The 17,472-nt window shown below is 49.0% G+C and carries 9 protein-coding genes; 2 read left to right on the top strand and 7 right to left on the bottom strand.

Features of this window, described 5'->3' with window-relative positions; genetic code table 11:
• Positions 1–52: 52 nt before the first annotated feature.
• The 7 genes from BGO59_RS30515 to BGO59_RS30485 all read right to left on the bottom strand — a co-directional run bounded on the left by BGO59_RS30515 (position 53) and on the right by BGO59_RS30485 (position 12,204).
• Positions 53–790 carry an FkbM family methyltransferase gene (locus BGO59_RS30515; protein WP_293690538.1) on the bottom strand — a complete coding sequence of 246 codons (738 nt, stop codon included), beginning with the start codon at positions 788–790 and terminating at the stop codon, positions 53–55.
• Positions 791–881: 91 nt separating this feature from the next.
• Positions 882–2,246 (bottom strand): histidine--tRNA ligase, encoded by a 1,365-nt coding sequence (hisS, locus tag BGO59_RS30510; protein WP_293690536.1) that lies wholly within the window; start codon positions 2,244–2,246, stop codon positions 882–884.
• Positions 2,247–2,476: 230 nt separating this feature from the next.
• Positions 2,477–5,089: a glycoside hydrolase family 95 protein gene (locus tag BGO59_RS30505; protein ID WP_293690534.1), complete on the bottom strand. Its 2,613-nt coding sequence runs from the start codon at positions 5,087–5,089 to the stop codon at positions 2,477–2,479.
• A 76-nt stretch (positions 5,090–5,165) separates the two neighbouring features.
• A complete protein-coding gene (locus BGO59_RS30500) occupies positions 5,166–6,884 on the bottom strand; it encodes a RagB/SusD family nutrient uptake outer membrane protein (RefSeq protein WP_293690532.1) in 1,719 nt (572 codons plus the stop codon).
• A gap of 13 nt (positions 6,885–6,897) precedes the next feature.
• Entirely contained in the window at positions 6,898–10,287 is a 3,390-nt protein-coding gene (locus tag BGO59_RS30495) for a TonB-dependent receptor (protein ID WP_293690530.1), read from the bottom strand.
• 61 nt (positions 10,288–10,348) lie between these two features.
• Entirely contained in the window at positions 10,349–11,476 is a 1,128-nt protein-coding gene (locus tag BGO59_RS30490) for a FecR family protein (protein WP_293690528.1), read from the bottom strand.
• A gap of 116 nt (positions 11,477–11,592) precedes the next feature.
• Positions 11,593–12,204, bottom strand: coding sequence for a sigma-70 family RNA polymerase sigma factor (locus BGO59_RS30485; RefSeq protein WP_293690527.1), 612 nt, complete (start codon positions 12,202–12,204; stop codon positions 11,593–11,595).
• 613 nt (positions 12,205–12,817) lie between these two features.
• Here BGO59_RS30485 and BGO59_RS30480 point away from each other — a divergent pair.
• The gene (locus BGO59_RS30480) at positions 12,818–15,769 is read left to right on the top strand and encodes a TonB-dependent receptor (protein WP_293690846.1); all 2,952 of its coding nucleotides are present in this window, start codon (positions 12,818–12,820) and stop codon (positions 15,767–15,769) included.
• Positions 15,770–15,782: 13 nt separating this feature from the next.
• Positions 15,783–17,468, top strand: coding sequence for a RagB/SusD family nutrient uptake outer membrane protein (locus tag BGO59_RS30475; RefSeq protein WP_293690526.1), 1,686 nt, complete (start codon positions 15,783–15,785; stop codon positions 17,466–17,468).
• Positions 17,469–17,472 lie beyond the last annotated feature (4 nt).

Raw genomic sequence — 17,472 nt, 5'->3', positions numbered from 1 at the left:
ATGTTCTTGTAGACGCACGTTTGACGAGTAATTTACTCAAACGTGCGTCCATTCATGAAGCGGGTAATACAAATAGCGCAGACGTCCAGGACAGTTCGCGGCCTGTCATGCGTTCTTTTTCATAATAATCGACCAGTCGCATATCATACTCTCGAAGTAACTGGAGAATGGCAAGAGGATCGGACTGCCCTTCATAGATAGGCGCAAAATTTAGCTCCAGCAAGATGGCACCGATTCGTTTCTGAGCCAGTAAATTGGTTGCTCCACGCAGAACAGGGAGCTCAAAGCCCTGCGTATCAATCTTTAACAGGTCTATTTTGTCAATTCCCTGGGCAGCACAGAAGCCATCGAGTGTATCAACTTTAACCGACTCTATGGAGGCAACCTGTTCACCAAAGAAAATATTTTCGGATTTATCCGGGTTAACGGCCAAAAATGAACTAAGCTCCGACTGCTCGTAATTCCGAAACTCCGCCGTTCCGGCCTGTTCGCCAAAGGCAAGCTGATGCAGCGACACCCCTGGCCCATGCGATTGACTGGCTAATCCGTTGAAGGTAGTTGATGCAGGTTCGAAGGCATGAATCACCGGGTTAGTCAGGCACTGCTGCAAGAGTTGAATGGTCTGGCCCTGATTGGCCCCCACATCAAAACATAGTGGATTCGGCTGACCGATAAGCTGACGCAAATCATCTTCCAGTTTCAGACCATTGACCTGATCGGGGTATTTACGGGCCAAAAACACCCCAAACGACGAAAAGACGGCCTTTACCGCCGTTGCCAGTTTACCCATTTTCCTTTACCAGTTTTTAGTAAACCCCAAAGCTATAAATAGCTAACAGATGAGTAGTGTTTCAACAATTGAAACAGGTATTGTATTTATGTTATACAATCAAGTTGCTGATTTCTTCTACACTTACTTTACGCTGTTCGCCCGTCACCATGTTTTTCAGCGTAAGCAGCCCCGTCTGTACTTCTTCTGAGCCGATCAATACTACGAAGGGAATCGATTTGGCATTGGCATAATCGAGCATCTTTTTTATTTTCGCCAGATCGGGATACACTTCAGCAGCTATATCCGAAACCCGTAACTGGCTTAGTAAAGGCAAGGCCACGCGTCGGGCTTCGGCATCGAAGGGCACAATGAGTACTTGTGTTCCCTGCACGGTACTAGCCGGAAACAGGTTCAGTTCCTCCATGACATCATAGATTCGGTCGACGCCGAAGGAGATCCCGACCCCCGACAGACCGGGCATACCAAAAGCCCCCGTCAGGTTATCATAGCGTCCCCCCCCACTCACACTACCGATACTTACCCCATTTGCCTTCACTTCAAAGATCGCTCCGGTATAATAAGAAAGACCACGCGCTAAAGTGGGGTCTAGCTCTATCTGACTGTTTAGTAAGCCGTAAACACCCACTAACTGAAGTGTTTCTTCAAGTTCAGCAATCCCTTTCTGAGCTGTCTCCGATACGGCCAGCCAGTTCTTCAATTGCTCAAGAGTCTGTCGAATGTCTAGCTCTGTAAACGAAAAAAGTGGTAAGAGGTTAGTAATGGTATCTTCTGAAAATCCGCGCTCACGCAGTTCATCCAGCACTTTCTCCTGCCCAATCTTATCCAGCTTGTCAATGGCCACCGATAAGGTACTCTCCTGTCCTGGTACACCAATGGCTTCGGCAATACCCGCCAGAATCTTTCGGTTATTGATTTTCAGGGTGAACTGCTGAATGCCCAGATTTCGGAATACTTCGTGGATCATCAGCACAATTTCAGCTTCGCAAATCAACGAGTCGGTCCCGACAACATCCGCGTCGCACTGATAAAACTCCCGGTAACGCCCTTTCTGCGGTCGGTCGGCTCGCCAGACGGGTTGCATCTGGTAGCGTTTAAAGGGCATGGCCAGCGCATTTCTATTCATCACCACATACCGGGCAAATGGTACTGTAAGGTCATAGCGCAGTCCTTTTTCAGCAATTTTAGGGGTTAATTTTTTATACCCTGAAGAAATATCCAGTTCCGTCAGATTAGCCGCAAAATCACCCGAGTTCAGGATTTTAAACAACAGTTGATCGCCTTCATCGCCATATTTTCCGGTTAGGGTAGAGAGATTCTCCATCGCCGGGGTTTCGAGGGGTAAAAAGCCGAATCGTTTGAAGGTTTGCCGGATGGTGTCAAATATAAACAGCCGTTTGCTCATTTGCTCCGGGCCAAAATCACGCGTTCCTTTGGGTAATGTCGGTTTTTGCATCCGGCAAAATTACAGAATTATATGGTTTACCGTAATCTGGAATCGTTTATAGAAATGCCCCTATGACTGCATACTGGCATGTTGAATACTGATTTCGCCGTATCGACCACGTCTGTCAGGCCGAGCGTTTTTATGTTCGGCCCATTGGGGCGTTTACTATTTCTGGATACATGAATTTGGGGAAACCTAATAATGAAGCTACATGTTGATTAGCCTCTACCCTATAACTTTCATTTTATTACATACGTTTGCCCAGGCTGAGTCTGAAAATCCTGTACGAATCCTTTTACTGATTTATTGGTAGCGACCGTTGCTTGACGGTTGCTGGTAAAATCAGTTGGATTGATGAAAGAAAATAAAGGGTTAGGATGCTGACCTATTCCCGTTGATACCTTTGTGTTGACTACAACTGCCGGGTTATTTGTTCGTATCCGGCACACACCGCCCAGTTCCGATCGGATGGTCGCACTCTTTAACCGACCGTTTGTCCATTCAATGTCTACCTCGTAGCCTCCACGCGCTCTCAGACCAGAAACCTTCCCGTCAGGCCAGGCTGCTGGCAGGGCTGGAAGCAAATGAATTTCGCCCGCGTGGCTTTGAACCAGCATTTCGGCAATACCGGCGGCTGCACCGAAATTTCCATCAATTTGAAAAGGTGGATGCGCATCAAATAAATTGGGGTAAACCCCTCCACCTACCATCTTCGTTCCCTCTTCCTGCACTAAATGCAGCAGATTCGTCAAGAGAGCGTGCGCCTTATCGCCGTTTTGCAAACGCGCATACACATTTATTTTCCAGCCCATCGACCATCCGGTCGCTTTATCACCCCGGCGCTCCATGGTTTTGGCTACGGCTGCGTTCAGCTCGGGCGTCGTATAGGGATTAATCTGGTTAGATGGGTAGAAGCCATACAAGTGGGAAATATGCCGGTGTTCTTTCTCACCATCCTCAAAATCAAACTGCCATTCCTGTAGGTTCCCTAGTTTGCCGATCTGGTAAGGCAGCAGCTTAGTTAGTTTCGATTTTATTTCAGTATGAAGAGTTGAATCCGGTTTCCCTAAACGATCCGATGCTTCGAGAAAACGGGCGAACGATTCGCGGATGATCGCCATATCCATCGTTGGACCTGGACTCAAAGTTGATGATTGGCCATCTCCGTAGCGGAACGCGTGCTCTGGCGAATGACCAACCGGCGTGACCAGATAGCCGTCCTTATTCGGCACCAGCCAGTCCCTATAAAACAAAACGACCCCCTTCAACAAAGGATAAACCTTGTCTTTCAGGAAGACTGTATCCCCCCGAAACAGGTATCGTTCCCAGTAATGACTCATTAACCAGCCGCCAGCCATGGGCCAGAAAGAACAGTGGCAATAGTCGACGGGCTCGGTATGGCGCCAGATGTCGGTGTTGTGATGTACTACCCACCCTTCATTACCATACATAGCTCTGGCCGTAATCGCTCCATTAACGGCCAGTTCATTGATTAACTTCAGGAAGGGTTCATGACACTCCGATAAATTAGTCAGCTCAGCCGGCCAGTAATTCATCTGTGCATTGATATTGACCGTGTAAGCACCATTCCAGGGCGGAATAATCTTATCGTTCCAAATACCCTGTAGGTTCAAAGGCTGCCCACCAGGCCGCGACCCTGCGATCATCAGATATCGGCCAAACTGATACAGTAACCCAACCATCGACTGATCTTTGCCATTGGCAAACAGGCTGATTCGCTTATCAGTAGAAAGACGCGACTGTTCGCTTAGGCTGCCAATCTGAATCTGAGATCGGTTAAATAGTTTCTGGTAATCAGCCTTGTGTATAGCCAGCAAGTTCTCGTAGGAGCTACCCATTGCCTTTGCCAGGTACTTCCTGGTGGAATCGGCCGGGGTCAGCCCGTGGGTTACCGGGCTTTTATCGAAACCATTAAAACTGGTAGCACAGGCCATCACCAGGAGCACTTCGCTGGCATCCCGAATGCTGATTTTTTGCCCGGCCACCTGTACTGTGCCGCCCTTGTGAGTAGTCTGTAAACGAGCCTCAAACGCCATGCCTAAGCCTTTGGCATCCTCTCCATAAAGTACGTCAGCCGCGTTGGGTAATACAGCCCCGTCTTTATCAAACACCTCAGGATATTTGTACTGATCGCCTATTTTTTGCACTCCTTTCACGGTTCTACGGAGAACAAAACCCGGTGCTTTGCCCGTCATGACGAGTTGATTACCGGTTGTCGAATAGGCGGCCAGTGGTTTATGGGGCGTTGAAAAACTGATCTCACCATTGAGTTTTCCCTCTCCCTCTGCCGATAATTTAATGACGATGATCCGGTTAGGGTAACTGGCAAAAATTTCCCGGCGGTAAGTTGTCGTATTCACCATGTACTCAACCCGTGATACTGCCGTGGACAGGTCGAGCGAACGACGATAGTTCGTAGCGGAGCCAGTATGGGTAAAATTCATCCATAAGTCGCCAAGAGGCTGGTAATCCTGATGATTTCGTCCCAGCCATTCAGCGTCTACAATCGTTTGTGCTTCGTTGTATTTCCCTTCTTTAAAAAGCTGGTCGACTTCCCTGAATTTTTTCCGCACGTCAATGGCGGTGAACGTACCCGTTGGATCACCGGAATAAAGTGTTCCTTCGTTGAGTTGCAGATGTTCCTGCTCAATACCACCATAGATCATAGCTCCCAGGTGACCATTGCCAATTGGCAGGGCTTCGGTCCAGACGCTGGCAGGTTTATCGTACCAAAGCATAAGGTCAGGGCGGCTATTTGGCTTGCTGTTTTTACCCTGAGCCAGCACGACGTTCGTCCAAAGCAATGCGGCAATAATAAATTGTACGTTCATTCAACTAAGAAGAAGAGTATAGGTGAGGCCTGCCGAATGAAATTTTTCGGCAGGCTAGATTTATACCAGGCAGTCGCTAATTATACCCCGGATTTTGCTCAAGGGTAGCGAATACATTCCGGTTGATTTCACTGAATGGGATCGGCCATAGATTGTGGTACGGTTCAATGCTTAAGCCAGCTTTCTCATTGTATTTTTTGTTTCGGTCATACAGTTTGCCCATTCGGGTGAGGGTGACCATTCTGAATTCTTCCCCGTAGAGTTCCCGCATTCGTTCATCGAGCAGAAAATCTATCGTCACGTCAGCCGCCGTAATGGGGGTGGCTTTGGCCCTGGCCCGCACGATATTGAGGTCGTCCGCAGCACTGGCCATATTGCCTTTCATGATATAGGCCTCCGCGCGTAAAAAGTAGGTTTCAGGTAACCGAATCAGGTAATTGTCCCGGAATAGATCGCTGCCATTGATCAGTAATCGGCCACCCAGGGGTGATGAGAGCACATTCCCAGCGGCATCGCGCTGAAAATACGCATCAGGAAAATCGCCCGCAGAAATCGTATTTTTCTTCAGAATGGGATACCAGTACCGGATTGTATCGATAAAGCCTGTCGCTTTGGCTTTATAACCATCCTTGACGTACCACTTCCCATAATCAGGTGATGTAGTTGGAACCCCGTCGATCTGAAAATCCCGAATGATGTTGTATTCTGAATTACGGATGTCGTCCTTTCCGCTGTTCCACATGCCATACAGGACAAACGACGTTGGCCGTATCCAGCCCACTCCGCGACCCGACCATTTTTCGTTGGGTCCTTTTACGGCCACAACCGTTTTACCATCGACCGATGATTTAATGGTAACATTCTGAATTCCCGACATGACAGCCCATTGCATGGCATCGCGTTGGGTAGAGGCCAGATTCAGATAGTCGGACTGAATAACGTATAACCCCTCCCGGTTGCCGCTGGTGCGATTCTGATTTCCGAGTTCAAACAGATCGCGGTATACATCGCCGGGATTGGCTTTCCGAGCCCCGAAACGGGTCGTCATCAACCCAACGCCGGGGTAGTTGATAACCTGTGTGGCTGTGGTTATGGCGTCGTCGTAGGCTTTCAGGGAAATATATACCTCCGACAGAATATGCTGGGCAACCTGTTTATTTACGGCACCGTCTTTCACCGCATCGATATTGGGCAGCGACGTAATGGCTTCGATCAGGTCTGTTTTACACTGCGTATACACCTGATCGCGAGTGGCCCGAACCAGGTCTCTGCGTGGCACACTAATTTCTTCTGTTACCAGTGGCACACCCCCATACAGATTAGCCAGCATATTATAGCCCCACGCCCGGAAAAACAACCCCTGTGCTTTAAACAGATTTTTGTCGGCATCGGATAGTTTGGTCGATAGCTTAGCCCGATTGATAACGACGTTGGCGTTGGCAATAATCTGATACACGTTCTGCCAGATCACCTGCGGTACGTTATAGGTAGGCACCATCGTATTCTTGTAATCGTTCAGCTTAACGGCCGGCTGATAGTCTGTGGCATTAACGGCAAAATCCGTAGCATAGCGGAGCGCAAAATACGAGTCGAGGTCAATACCTCCGAACGCAATGTTCCGCAGCCGATTGTGTAAATAATTGATCGACAGCTGAAACTGAGCACTGGTTTCCAGCGAATTATCGGGCGAATAAAAGTCCAGAGGTTCTTCCTTCAGAAATTCGTCTTCCTTACAGGACATAACCAGGTTCATGCCCATCAGAAGGGTCAAACTATAGATAAGTAGTTTTTTCATTACGGTCGACGGGTTAAAATTCGATGTTTAGGCCAGCGGTATAATTCCGTAGAAATGGATAAGCAGAGCGGTCCAGGCCTGTTCCTGTTTCTGGGTCCCAGCCATCCCAGCCGGTGATGGTGGCCAGATTTTTTCCATTCAGGAACAGCTTAACCCGGTTAAGCTTAGCTTTCCGAACGAGTGTTTGCGGTAAACTATAGGCCAGGGTCACATTCTGAAGCCGGATAAAGTTGCGCTGCACATAAGGAGAGAATGTTTCTCCCAGGGCCACTGTGTAGAAACCAAGCTGCCGATAGCGGGCGTTGGGATTTTCGGGGGTCCAGTAATCAAAGTTGAAAATATTGCCGTTTGAGATGTTATCCGGATTGGGCAGGGTACTTCCTGGCTGGCCATAGTAGTATTTACTCCCACCCTGAATGGAATTGATAAAGAAACTGAACTCCCACGATTTGTACCGGAAACTATTCTGAATACTGAAGCGGTATGAGGGGTCGGTATAGCCCAGAATCTTACGGTCGGCCGCTGCGGTATACGTACCATCGCCGTTAATATCCTCTACTTTATAACTGCCGTACGTAAATCCGGCCGGTATTCTGTTGGCTTCGGCATCGGCCACCTGCCACATCCCCGTAATGTTGAAATCATAGGCAACGCCATAGGGGTGGTTGATAAAAATCTTGGAGGAGACCAGATCATCTTCCACACCATCTTTATTGGCGTCGATACCCAGAATACTGATAACCTTGTTACGGTTGCGGGAAAAATTGACGGTAACATCCCAGCTAAAATCGCCCTTCTGTACTGGCCTGCCCGACAGGGTCAGTTCCTGACCCGTATTTTTCAGCTTACCTATATTGGCCGGGCTACTGGTAATCCCGTTTACAACCGGTAAGTCAACGTTGAACAACAGGTTGTAGGTATTGGATACATACGCATTGAAACTGCCGGATAATCGATTATTGAAGAGCCCAAAATCCAGCCCGAAATTAAATGCCCTGGTCGACTCCCATTTCAGATCATTGTTGGACAATGCACTTAAATATTGCCCCTGCTGAGCTGCACCGCCATCGCCAAACAGATATCCACTGCCCACGTTCGCTGTTATTTTGGCCAGTGTCTGGTATCGGCCTATCGTTCGATTGCCGCTGATTCCGTACGAAGCTCTGAATTTCAATTCATCCAGAAATGGAGCCCGATCTTTGATAAATTTCTCCTCGCTCAATGCCCAGGCAAAGGCTATCGACGGAAATACACCAAATTTATTGGTCGTACTAAAGCCGGAAAAACCATCTCGTCGAACTGTACCGGTTACAATATACCGATCCTTGTAGTTATAGATCAGACGGGCCATCGAGTACAGACTGGCTTCTTTCCAGGCCGATGACGTTGTCGTCTGCTGAGCAGCCTGGCCCGCGTCCAGTTTGTTGTAGCCAAGAATATCGTTGGTAAAGAACGCAGAATACGCCCTGGTACTGTCGAACGAACGTTTTTCTGTTCCATACAAAAGAGTGGCATTGATCGAATGCGGCCCGAACGTCTTCTGATACGTCACAATATTGTCGAGGGTAGCCAGGTATTGCTGTGCATTGGCTTTAAACGCTTCTCCGTTGAAATTCTGGCCGAACGCACTGAAATTGTTATTCCGTTTCTGAATCAGATTCTGAGAGAAGTTCAGTCGGTAGCTCAGCCCTTTGATGAACGGAATATTGATATCGGCAAACAACAGCCCAAACAGCGTACTCCGTGTCTCCTGATTCGTCTGGGCGATTTGGAGTAGCGGGTTTACGCGGGCACCATCGGGCAGACGGACCAATGCCCCATTAGCATCGTACGGAGCTAGTTGCGGCACCTGAAACTGCACATCATCGAGACTGGGTGCCGCTCCCGAATAGTCACTCAGGCCATAGAACGACTGAATCCCTAATTTCATCCAGCTCGTTACTTTCGTATCCAGATTGACCCGGAAGTTGTAGCGTTTATAGTCGTCGTTCTTCACCACATTCTGCTGCTTGGTATACCCCAGCGAAAAGAAGTAGGAACTTTGCTCAGTCCGTCCACTGATACTGAGATCATTACTTGAAATGAAAGGCCGTCTGTTAGTCAGCAGCTCCCACCAGTTTGTTTCGGTACCGTTCTGCATACCGGCCAGCACCTGCGGGCTCAGGTATTTGGTAACATCGAAGGCAGGATTTGTCTGCAACAGCCCAGGGCCGGTGCGGCTGAGCGAAATGTATCGATCTGCCTTCTTTCGAAGAAACCCAGCCGCATCGTCGGGCAGCATCGCTTTATTGGTAATCTCCTGTAACGAATAAGACGAGCTGAATTCGACGGTTGGCTTTTTGGTAGCCTTACCGGTTTTCGAAGTGATCAGGATAACGCCGTTCGATGCCTGAGAGCCGTACACCGCAGCAGCACTAGCGTCTTTCAGTACATCGACCGAAGCAATATCATTCGGATTGATATCAACAATGTTTCCCCGATAAATAATACCATCCAGCACGATCAGCGGGGCGGTACCACCGGATATGGAGTTACGCCCCCGAATGCTGATGGCCGGGTCCTGACCAGCCTGGGTGGTCGCGCCTACATTCAGGCCCGGTACTGACCCTTGCAGCGATTGAAGAATGCTCACATTGGGCGCTTCTTTGAACGCATTGATGTCTGCTCGGGCAACGGCTCCGGTAATGTCCCGCCTTTTAGCCGTACCATACCCAACCACGACAACTTCATCAAGCGATTTATCGTCCTGTCTGAGGGTAACGGCAATCGACGAACGATTACCTATCGCTATTTCCTGCGGGGCATACCCTACAAACGAAAAAATAAGCACTGCGTTTTCGTCGGGAACCCGGATTGAATAGGTCCCATTCACATCGGTGTTCGTACCCTTTGTTGTCCCTTTCACCAAAATACTTACCCCTGGCAGCGCTTCTCCTTTCTCGTCAACCACGGTGCCTGTTACCGTAATATCGACCGGAGTATCGCCTGTTTGTTTGCTTTCGATGGTCTGGAACGTACTTTTCTCAGCCTCATTTTCAACCGGCCCCGGATTTAGGATTACTTCATCGGCATCGACGCGATACTCAATTTTCAAGGGTGTTAGTAAGTCGTTCAGTACTTCGCCAAGCGCCTGATTGCTCGCATTGACCGTCACTTTTCGTTCAGCATGGATCAGGGAAGAACTGTAGGTAAACCGAACGTTCGTCAGTTTGCTCAATCGGTTAAGAACTGTCTTAATGGATTGATTAGCGATCTGGAGCGTTACCCGGCGGGTAAGCAGTTCCTGAGCATGGGTATTGTGAGCCATGGTGAGGCTCGTAAAGATCAGTGCGATCAGAATCTGATATAGAGTTAGTCGCATAAACGTATACAGTAATGTACTGGGCGGAGGTAGACTTGCCATACGGTTACAGGGTTTGGGGGTTTATTTTTGTTCACTTGCCCGGCTGGGCTGAGTGGTAGGGTCAGCAGCCAGTGCTAACAATGATCAGTTGTCCATCTACCACTTCGTACGTGGCACCGATAGCGCTACAGATGCGATTTAGCCGTTGATACAGCCCTTCGTTGGGCGACAGGGTTGTTGTGATTAAGCACTGGCTGAGAAGCTGCTTATCGAAGATGATATCGAGCCCATATTGCTTTTCAAGAACTGTCAATACGTCCGCAAAAGGCTTATCTTCGAAGCTCAGCACCTGGGATGCGGCTGACGATGATACAATGACCGGCTGCTCAATAAGGTCTTTGGCTAATTGGTTGGTTGCCCGCTCAAATGTAGCCCGTTGGTTGGGCGTCAGCACCACTCCGGCTACCTGTGAATCAGGACGTTGACCAATCCGATCGAAATTTTTACGGCTAAAGACCGATACCCGACCCGTGCGGACAACGACGCGCACCGTTTTATCCTGCTCATAGGCCTGTACCCGAAAACTGGTGCCCACCACTTTCGTGACCGTTCCTCCTGCAAAGACCAGAAAGGGCCGGGCCGGATTTTTAGTTACGTCAAAAAAAGCTTCACCCTGTAGGTAAACCTCACGCTTGTTTGCGGCAAACGATTTGGCGTAACGCAAGCGACTGTTGGGCAGAAGTCGCACTGAACTACCGTCGCTTAAGTGAATGATTTTAGGTTGAGCCGTATTGTTGACTTCTTCCTGCTGATTTTTAGCCTCTATTGAGGTTGTCAGCGCAGAGCGGTCAGCAACGTGCGCGGTTAAGCGGCTCCGGTTGAACCACCAGCCTACTCCTAAGGCCACTACGATACCGGCAGCAACAGCCCAGCGATTCCATCCTGAACCATATCGACCTATTGGTTTTACAGGCACCTCCGGTTCATCTTCCAGCCTGATCCGACTGCGTAAATTTTGCCAGATAGCTTCCAGCTGATCCGCGTCGGTTGATGAGAGCGCTTCGGGTTCGGTGGCCCGATTAAGTTGTTGTACCAGTTGGATGGCCCGCACTACGGTAGCGACCTGTTGCGGATGCTTTTGCAGCAACCCTATCCAAAATTGATCCGTCGTCGGATTGGGGTTCATTACCCACTGTCGAAAGGCCGAATCAGCGGCTAATTCTTCCGCACTGTAATTGGTATATTCCATGTTTCATCCTGTCTCAACGACAAGAGTGGACCAATACTGGTTTTAACTCATTATTTCTAATAATAATTTTATAAATGAGTTAACGAATGGCTAGGTAGCCTACTCATTTATGCTCTTTATATACTTATTGTGGTAAGCAGCCAATAAATTAACCATATCGTGTTGGTCAATATCTGGCGCAGTGCATGAATAGCCCGGTTGATATTATTGGTTACCGACTGGGAGTTTATACCCATAAGCGAGGCAATTTCGTCGTTGCTAAGCTGGTGAAAATAGGCCAGTACAAGGGCCTCCTGCTGCCGGGCGGGTAATGAGCTGACGGCTTGACGAAGTCGGTTTACCTGATGCTCCCGCGTATCCATGTCCAATAACAACGTTTCCATGGATGGAATGCTCAATAGGTTTTCAATTCCATCCAGCTCGTCGGCCTGGTACAGTGGATCGGAGCGGAGAGCGGGGTTCCCAACCAGCCGATTACGCATGATCCTTAACAAGTAATACCGGACATTTGATGGTGGAGTCAACGTGGTACGATACTTCCAGATTTCCAGAAACACGTCCTGTACTGCATCGGCTACGTGATCAGAATTGGGATGCAATCGTTTACCATACGTAAGTAATGGACCAGCATGAACGCGGTAAAGCTGTTCAAATGCCTGTTCATTACCTCTAGCAAATGCCTCCCATAGAAGGGCCTCAGTTGGATACGTGTTATAATGGCTTTTCACCAGGCTATGTATCTAATTGCCAGACCTTTCAGTTTAAGCCCTTTATGTATAGCTAATCTCCCTGTAAAATGTATCACTGATTTTTTTCACTCGTAGGCCAGAACTAAGCGACGCTACAAATTAATAGCACTATACTAAGAAAAACTTATATCCGATTGACTAATTCTACCATTATATTGGCGATGTTGCTAAACCTAGCCCTACAATCACCTACATCATGACCTGACGGGTACCCCACCCACTACCTTTCTCTCGCTAAGCCAACAGGGCAACGTGATGGATGAAAATGGTTCCCTTTTGCGGATAGAGCCAATGAGCTTGCCACCCAGGGCAACCAACGCCACCAGCAGTTAGTAACCACGAATGAGCGCATCCTTAAGTAATTATACGAAACTACCAGAAAGTATTTTCTACAAATAAAACTCAAAATAATACCGCTGTATATTAATTTTATTTTAATCTTTATTAAATCCTTTTTAATTGAGTACCCATTTTCCAAAACTTACAAAACATTACCACCACTTTATTCATTATGCAGCATTTTTATCCTTCATCTCCCCCTATCATTCACAGATGGGCCTGCCTGCTTATGCTGGCTATCGGTTCTGTTGCTATGGCTGGTCCCGGTAGGATTGCGACCGGCAATCCTACAATGCAAAACCCCTCAGCCGATATCACCATCAGTGGCCGTATTACGGATGCAACGACCAACGAAGCCCTGGCAGGCTGTAGTGTCGTTGTGAAAGGAACCACCCGTGGAACTACCGCAGACGCCAATGGTAATTACCAGATTGCGGTACCCAATGGTAATTCGGTTCTGGTATTCGGTTTTATCGGCTTTGTTTCGCAGGAGATTCCAGTAGGCAATCAGACAACTATCAATGTATCGTTGAAAGCATCGGCCTCTGAACTGGCTCAGGTCGTCGTGATCGGTTATGGTAGTGCTTCTAAAAAAGACATGACCGGCTCCGTAAAGTCGATCAAAAGTGCCGAGTTTAACAAAGGGATTATCAATTCACCCGAGCAACTGTTACAGGGTAAAGTGGCCGGGGTCAATGTTACCTCAGCCAGCGGTGAACCAGGCGGGCAGCAAAACATTACGATTCGAGGCCCCGGTGGTGTTCGCACGGGTAGTACGCCACTCTTTGTGCTGGATGGTATTGCTCTCGACAATTCCAGTACGGGTGGAGCCACCAATCCATTAAACTTCCTGAATCCACAGGATATTGAGTCGATTGATGTACTGAAAGATGCTTCGGCAACAGCTATTTACGGAGCGCGGGGTGCCAACGGGGTGGTGCTGATCACGACCAAAAAAGGGAAGGCCGGTTTTTCGAACTTTACCCTGTCGAGCAGTCTGGGTATTTCCAACCTGACTCGTCCGCTGGCCGTTTTCTCACCTGACGAATACCGGCGGCAGGTTCCGGCTGTGGGTGGTGTACTTGAAGATTTTAAAGGCAATACCGACTGGCAGAAAGAGGTAACCCGAACCGCCCAGACCTGGAACCACAACCTCTCGTTTGGCGGGGGAACCGATAAATTGACCTATTATGGCTCGCTGGGCGTTCAGAATCAGGAAGGTATCATCAAAAACAGCCGGATGAGCCGCTATACGGGCCGCATCAACGTGTCGCAGAAACTGCTTGAAGACCGGCTGAATCTGGACGTAAACCTGACTGCCTCCTATACGTATAATCTGCGCCCACCGACTGAAACCATTCTTGGTAGCGCGATTTCGGCCAACCCAACGCTACCTGCCTACGATAGCAACGGTGATCCCTATAAATACCTGAGCGGGACGAATCCACTGATTACGCTGAACCTGGAAAAAGATATGACAACCATCAACCGGGTGGTTGGGAATATTTCACCCTCGTTTAAAATCACGAAAGATCTGGTCTATAAGCTGAATCTGGGTGTCGATAATTCCAGTTCGATGCGGGATATACAATCGCTGCCGAGTCTGGTGCCGCAACAGGATGGACGTTTGGAAACCATTTACCGAATCAATCGCAATATTCTGGTCGAAAACTACTTTACGTATACGCTGGCCCGGCAGGATCATAACCTGACAGCGCTGCTGGGGCATTCGTACCAGAAAATTTACGTGCAGGAGCGCTCATCGAGTATTAATAAATTCCCCATCTCCCCTATTGAGCCGATTTATAATCCAGGTTTAGGCCAGGAACTGACGCTGGCCAACAACAAACCGACAGGATTTGCGCTGGAAAACGAGCTTCAATCCTTCTTTGGCCGGGCCAATTATCACTATAAAGATAAGTACCTGGCAACGGCAACGGTACGGGCCGATGGTTCATCGAAATTTGGGGCCAACAACAAATACGGTATCTTCCCCTCGTTCTCACTGGGCTGGCGGCTATCGGAAGAATCCTTCCTGAAATCGGGACCGTTCAGTGATCTTAAATTACGCGCAGGCTGGGGTCGTACCGGGAATCAGGAAATCCCATCCAAGATTACCCAGGCGCTGTTTACGTCGCAGGTGTCGGCTTCCACCAGCTACCCGCTGGCGGCTACAGGCGCTTATCCGGCTGGTACCTCGTATACCCGCCTGGCAAACCCCGACATTCAATGGGAAGTATCGAACCAAACCGATTTGGGGATTGATTTTGGCCTGTTTAAGGGAGCCTTGACCGGATCGGTCGATTATTTCCGGAAAGTTTCCAACAACATCCTGCTGGAAGTGATTCCTTCCGACCCAGTTCAACCAGCCGGAACGTTCTGGACCAATGTACCCGATATGACCATTACCAACCAGGGTCTTGAGTTGGACCTGAACTATCGGTACGCCAGCCTGAACGGTTTTCGGTTCGATATTGGCGGGAATATCACCTTCATTGACAATGTCGTGAACAATTCGCCCTATACCGTTATTCCGTCAGGATCAGCGTCGGGTTCCGGGCTCACCTCAGCTACCATCAACGGCTATATCAATGGACAACCTATCGGTACATTTTTCCTGAAAAACTTCATTGGTCTGGACGATAAGGGAATCAGTAAATTTCAGGATGCGGATGGCGATGGCATCATTACGGATAAAGACCGGATTGCCGCCGGAAGCGCACTCCCAACGAAACAGTTTAACCTAAACAGCAACATAGCTTATAAAGGGTTCGATCTGGCTATCAATTTCAACGGGGTATCGGGCAATAAGCTCTATGACAATACCGCTAACGCCAATTTCTACAAACTTCGGTTGTCGAAAGGGCTGAATACCACGGCCGAGGCCATTCAATACCCCAATGAGTCAATCAATAACTCGGCCCCGGTATCGACCCGCTATCTAAAAAACGGCTCGTTCTTCCGGTTGAACAACCTGACGCTGGGGTATAATCTCGATCCGAAACTCATCGGCATGAAACGCTGGATTTCGGGCATCCGGCTGTCGGCAACGGGGCAAAACCTGTTCGTCATTACGAAATACGACGGATACGATCCCGAAGTGAACACCGATCGTACCATCAACGGTATTCTGTCGTATGGCATCGACTACCTCAGCTACCCCAAAGCCAGAACCTTTGTATTCGGCCTGAACCTTACTTTTTAATTCCGATTATCCAATGAAAAAGAAACTCATATCCATGCTGGCCCTGGCTGGCGTGCTCTTTATAAATGGTTGTACCAATCTGGCCGAAAAAGTGCTGGACGAAGCATCGGTTTCGGGACTGACCGACCGGCAGGCAGCCGATGGCATCCTGGCTCCTGTTTATGCCCGTCTGCCAGATATATTCCTGCATACCAACTACTTCGCTATTCAGGAGATTTCGACGGATGAAGCGATCCTCCCCTACCGTGGTGGGACCGACTGGGGCGATAATGGGATTTATCTGGCCATGCACCAGCATACCTATACCAGCACTGACCCGAACCTTCGGAATACCTGGGCGCTCATTCTTCAGGCGCTTTCGCGGTCCATAACTGCCATCAATACCCTGCCCACGTTAAAAGATCCGGTTACGAAGACGTATCTGGCCGAAGCCAGGGGGATGCGGGCGTATTATGGACTACTGACCCTGGATCTGTTCGGACTGGTGTTTGTGAAGGATGACCTGGGAGCTACGTCAACCATTTTGCGCGGAACGGAAGCAGTCGACTACCTGAAAAGCGAGTTCCTGGCCGTAGAGCCTGATCTGGAAACGGGAGTTGGCCCCGGTCGTCTGACAAAAGGGGCCGTTTGGGGGCTGCTGGCCCGGCTGTATCTGAATGCAGGGGTGTATCGGGATATTTACGGCGCCCAGGTTACGTTTAAGCCTGAAGACATGGACAAAGTGGTTGAATACTGCGATAAGATCATCAATTCGGGCCAGTACCAACTGTCGAAAGATTACTTTTCGATTTTCAACTCCGATAATCACGACAACAAGGAGCTGATTTTTGCCGTTGACCAGCGAGCCGATCTGAATGGCACGAACCGGATGGCCTATTTCTCGTTGTCGGGCGATCAGTTTCCGATACCCGCCTATCCGAATGCCAACGGCACCGATGGACCCGCTATCACCCCTGATTACTACCGTACCTGGGTAAATGCTTACGCACCCAAAGACCCAACGGTGGACCCTCGGTTTTATAAGCAAAACTTATCGATTTACGCCAACCCGGCCGATTCCTGCGTAGCCGAAGCGGATTTTAATATCAACCGGGGTATTCTTCGTGGGCAGCAATATGGTCTGATTCGTCGGAATGGGGTATTCCTGAAATGCCCGGATGGAAAATATAAGGTAGCTAAACTGTATCACGATACCCGCAACAAACCGACGCTGGCCGTTGATTTCACCGAACAAATCGACTTCACGGTGGCGGGCAGTAATTACAATACTGGCTATCGGGTTGAAAAATACGAGTTCAGTAAGAAATCGGTGAGTGGGCGTAATTTCGGCGAGGCTGACATTATCATTCTTCGGCTGGCGGATATTTACCTGATGCGGGCCGAGGCCAAACTTCGTAAGAGCAACGATGCCGCCAGTGCCTTAGCCGATGTCAACGCGGTACGGGCGGCCCGAACCGTAACGGCTCCTCCACCTGCTCTGACATCCATGAACCTGGATCTGTTATACCGGGAACGCGGTTTCGAACTATACTGGGAAATGGTTCGCCGGACTGATATGATCCGGTTTGGCAAGTACGAAGGCACCTGGACAGAAAAAACAAATACCGACAAGTTTAAACGGATTTTTCCGATTCCGCAGACAGCGATTGATGGAGCTTCTAACCTACCCGGTTATTTAGTTCAGAATCAGAGCTATTAAGGTT

Source organism: Spirosoma sp. 48-14 (genome assembly GCF_001898575.1).
Lineage (GTDB): Bacteria > Bacteroidota > Bacteroidia > Cytophagales > Spirosomataceae > Spirosoma.
The sequence above is the reverse complement of the archived record's forward strand: the minus strand, read 5'-3'. Positions and strand labels throughout refer to the sequence as shown.

Excerpts from the sequence above, each read along its gene's own strand:
- BGO59_RS30515 (WP_293690538.1), bottom strand. The coding sequence starts at position 790 with ATGGGTAAACTGGCAACGGCGGTAAAGGCCGTCTTTTCGTCGTTTGGG.
- hisS (WP_293690536.1), bottom strand. The coding sequence starts at position 2,246 with ATGCAAAAACCGACATTACCCAAAGGAACGCGTGATTTTGGCCCGGAG.
- BGO59_RS30505 (WP_293690534.1), bottom strand. The coding sequence starts at position 5,089 with ATGAACGTACAATTTATTATTGCCGCATTGCTTTGGACGAACGTCGTG.
- BGO59_RS30500 (WP_293690532.1), bottom strand. The coding sequence starts at position 6,884 with ATGAAAAAACTACTTATCTATAGTTTGACCCTTCTGATGGGCATGAAC.
- BGO59_RS30495 (WP_293690530.1), bottom strand. The coding sequence starts at position 10,287 with ATGGCAAGTCTACCTCCGCCCAGTACATTACTGTATACGTTTATGCGA.
- BGO59_RS30490 (WP_293690528.1), bottom strand. The coding sequence starts at position 11,476 with ATGGAATATACCAATTACAGTGCGGAAGAATTAGCCGCTGATTCGGCC.
- BGO59_RS30480 (WP_293690846.1), top strand. The coding sequence starts at position 12,818 with ATGGCTGGTCCCGGTAGGATTGCGACCGGCAATCCTACAATGCAAAAC.
- BGO59_RS30475 (WP_293690526.1), top strand. The coding sequence starts at position 15,783 with ATGAAAAAGAAACTCATATCCATGCTGGCCCTGGCTGGCGTGCTCTTT.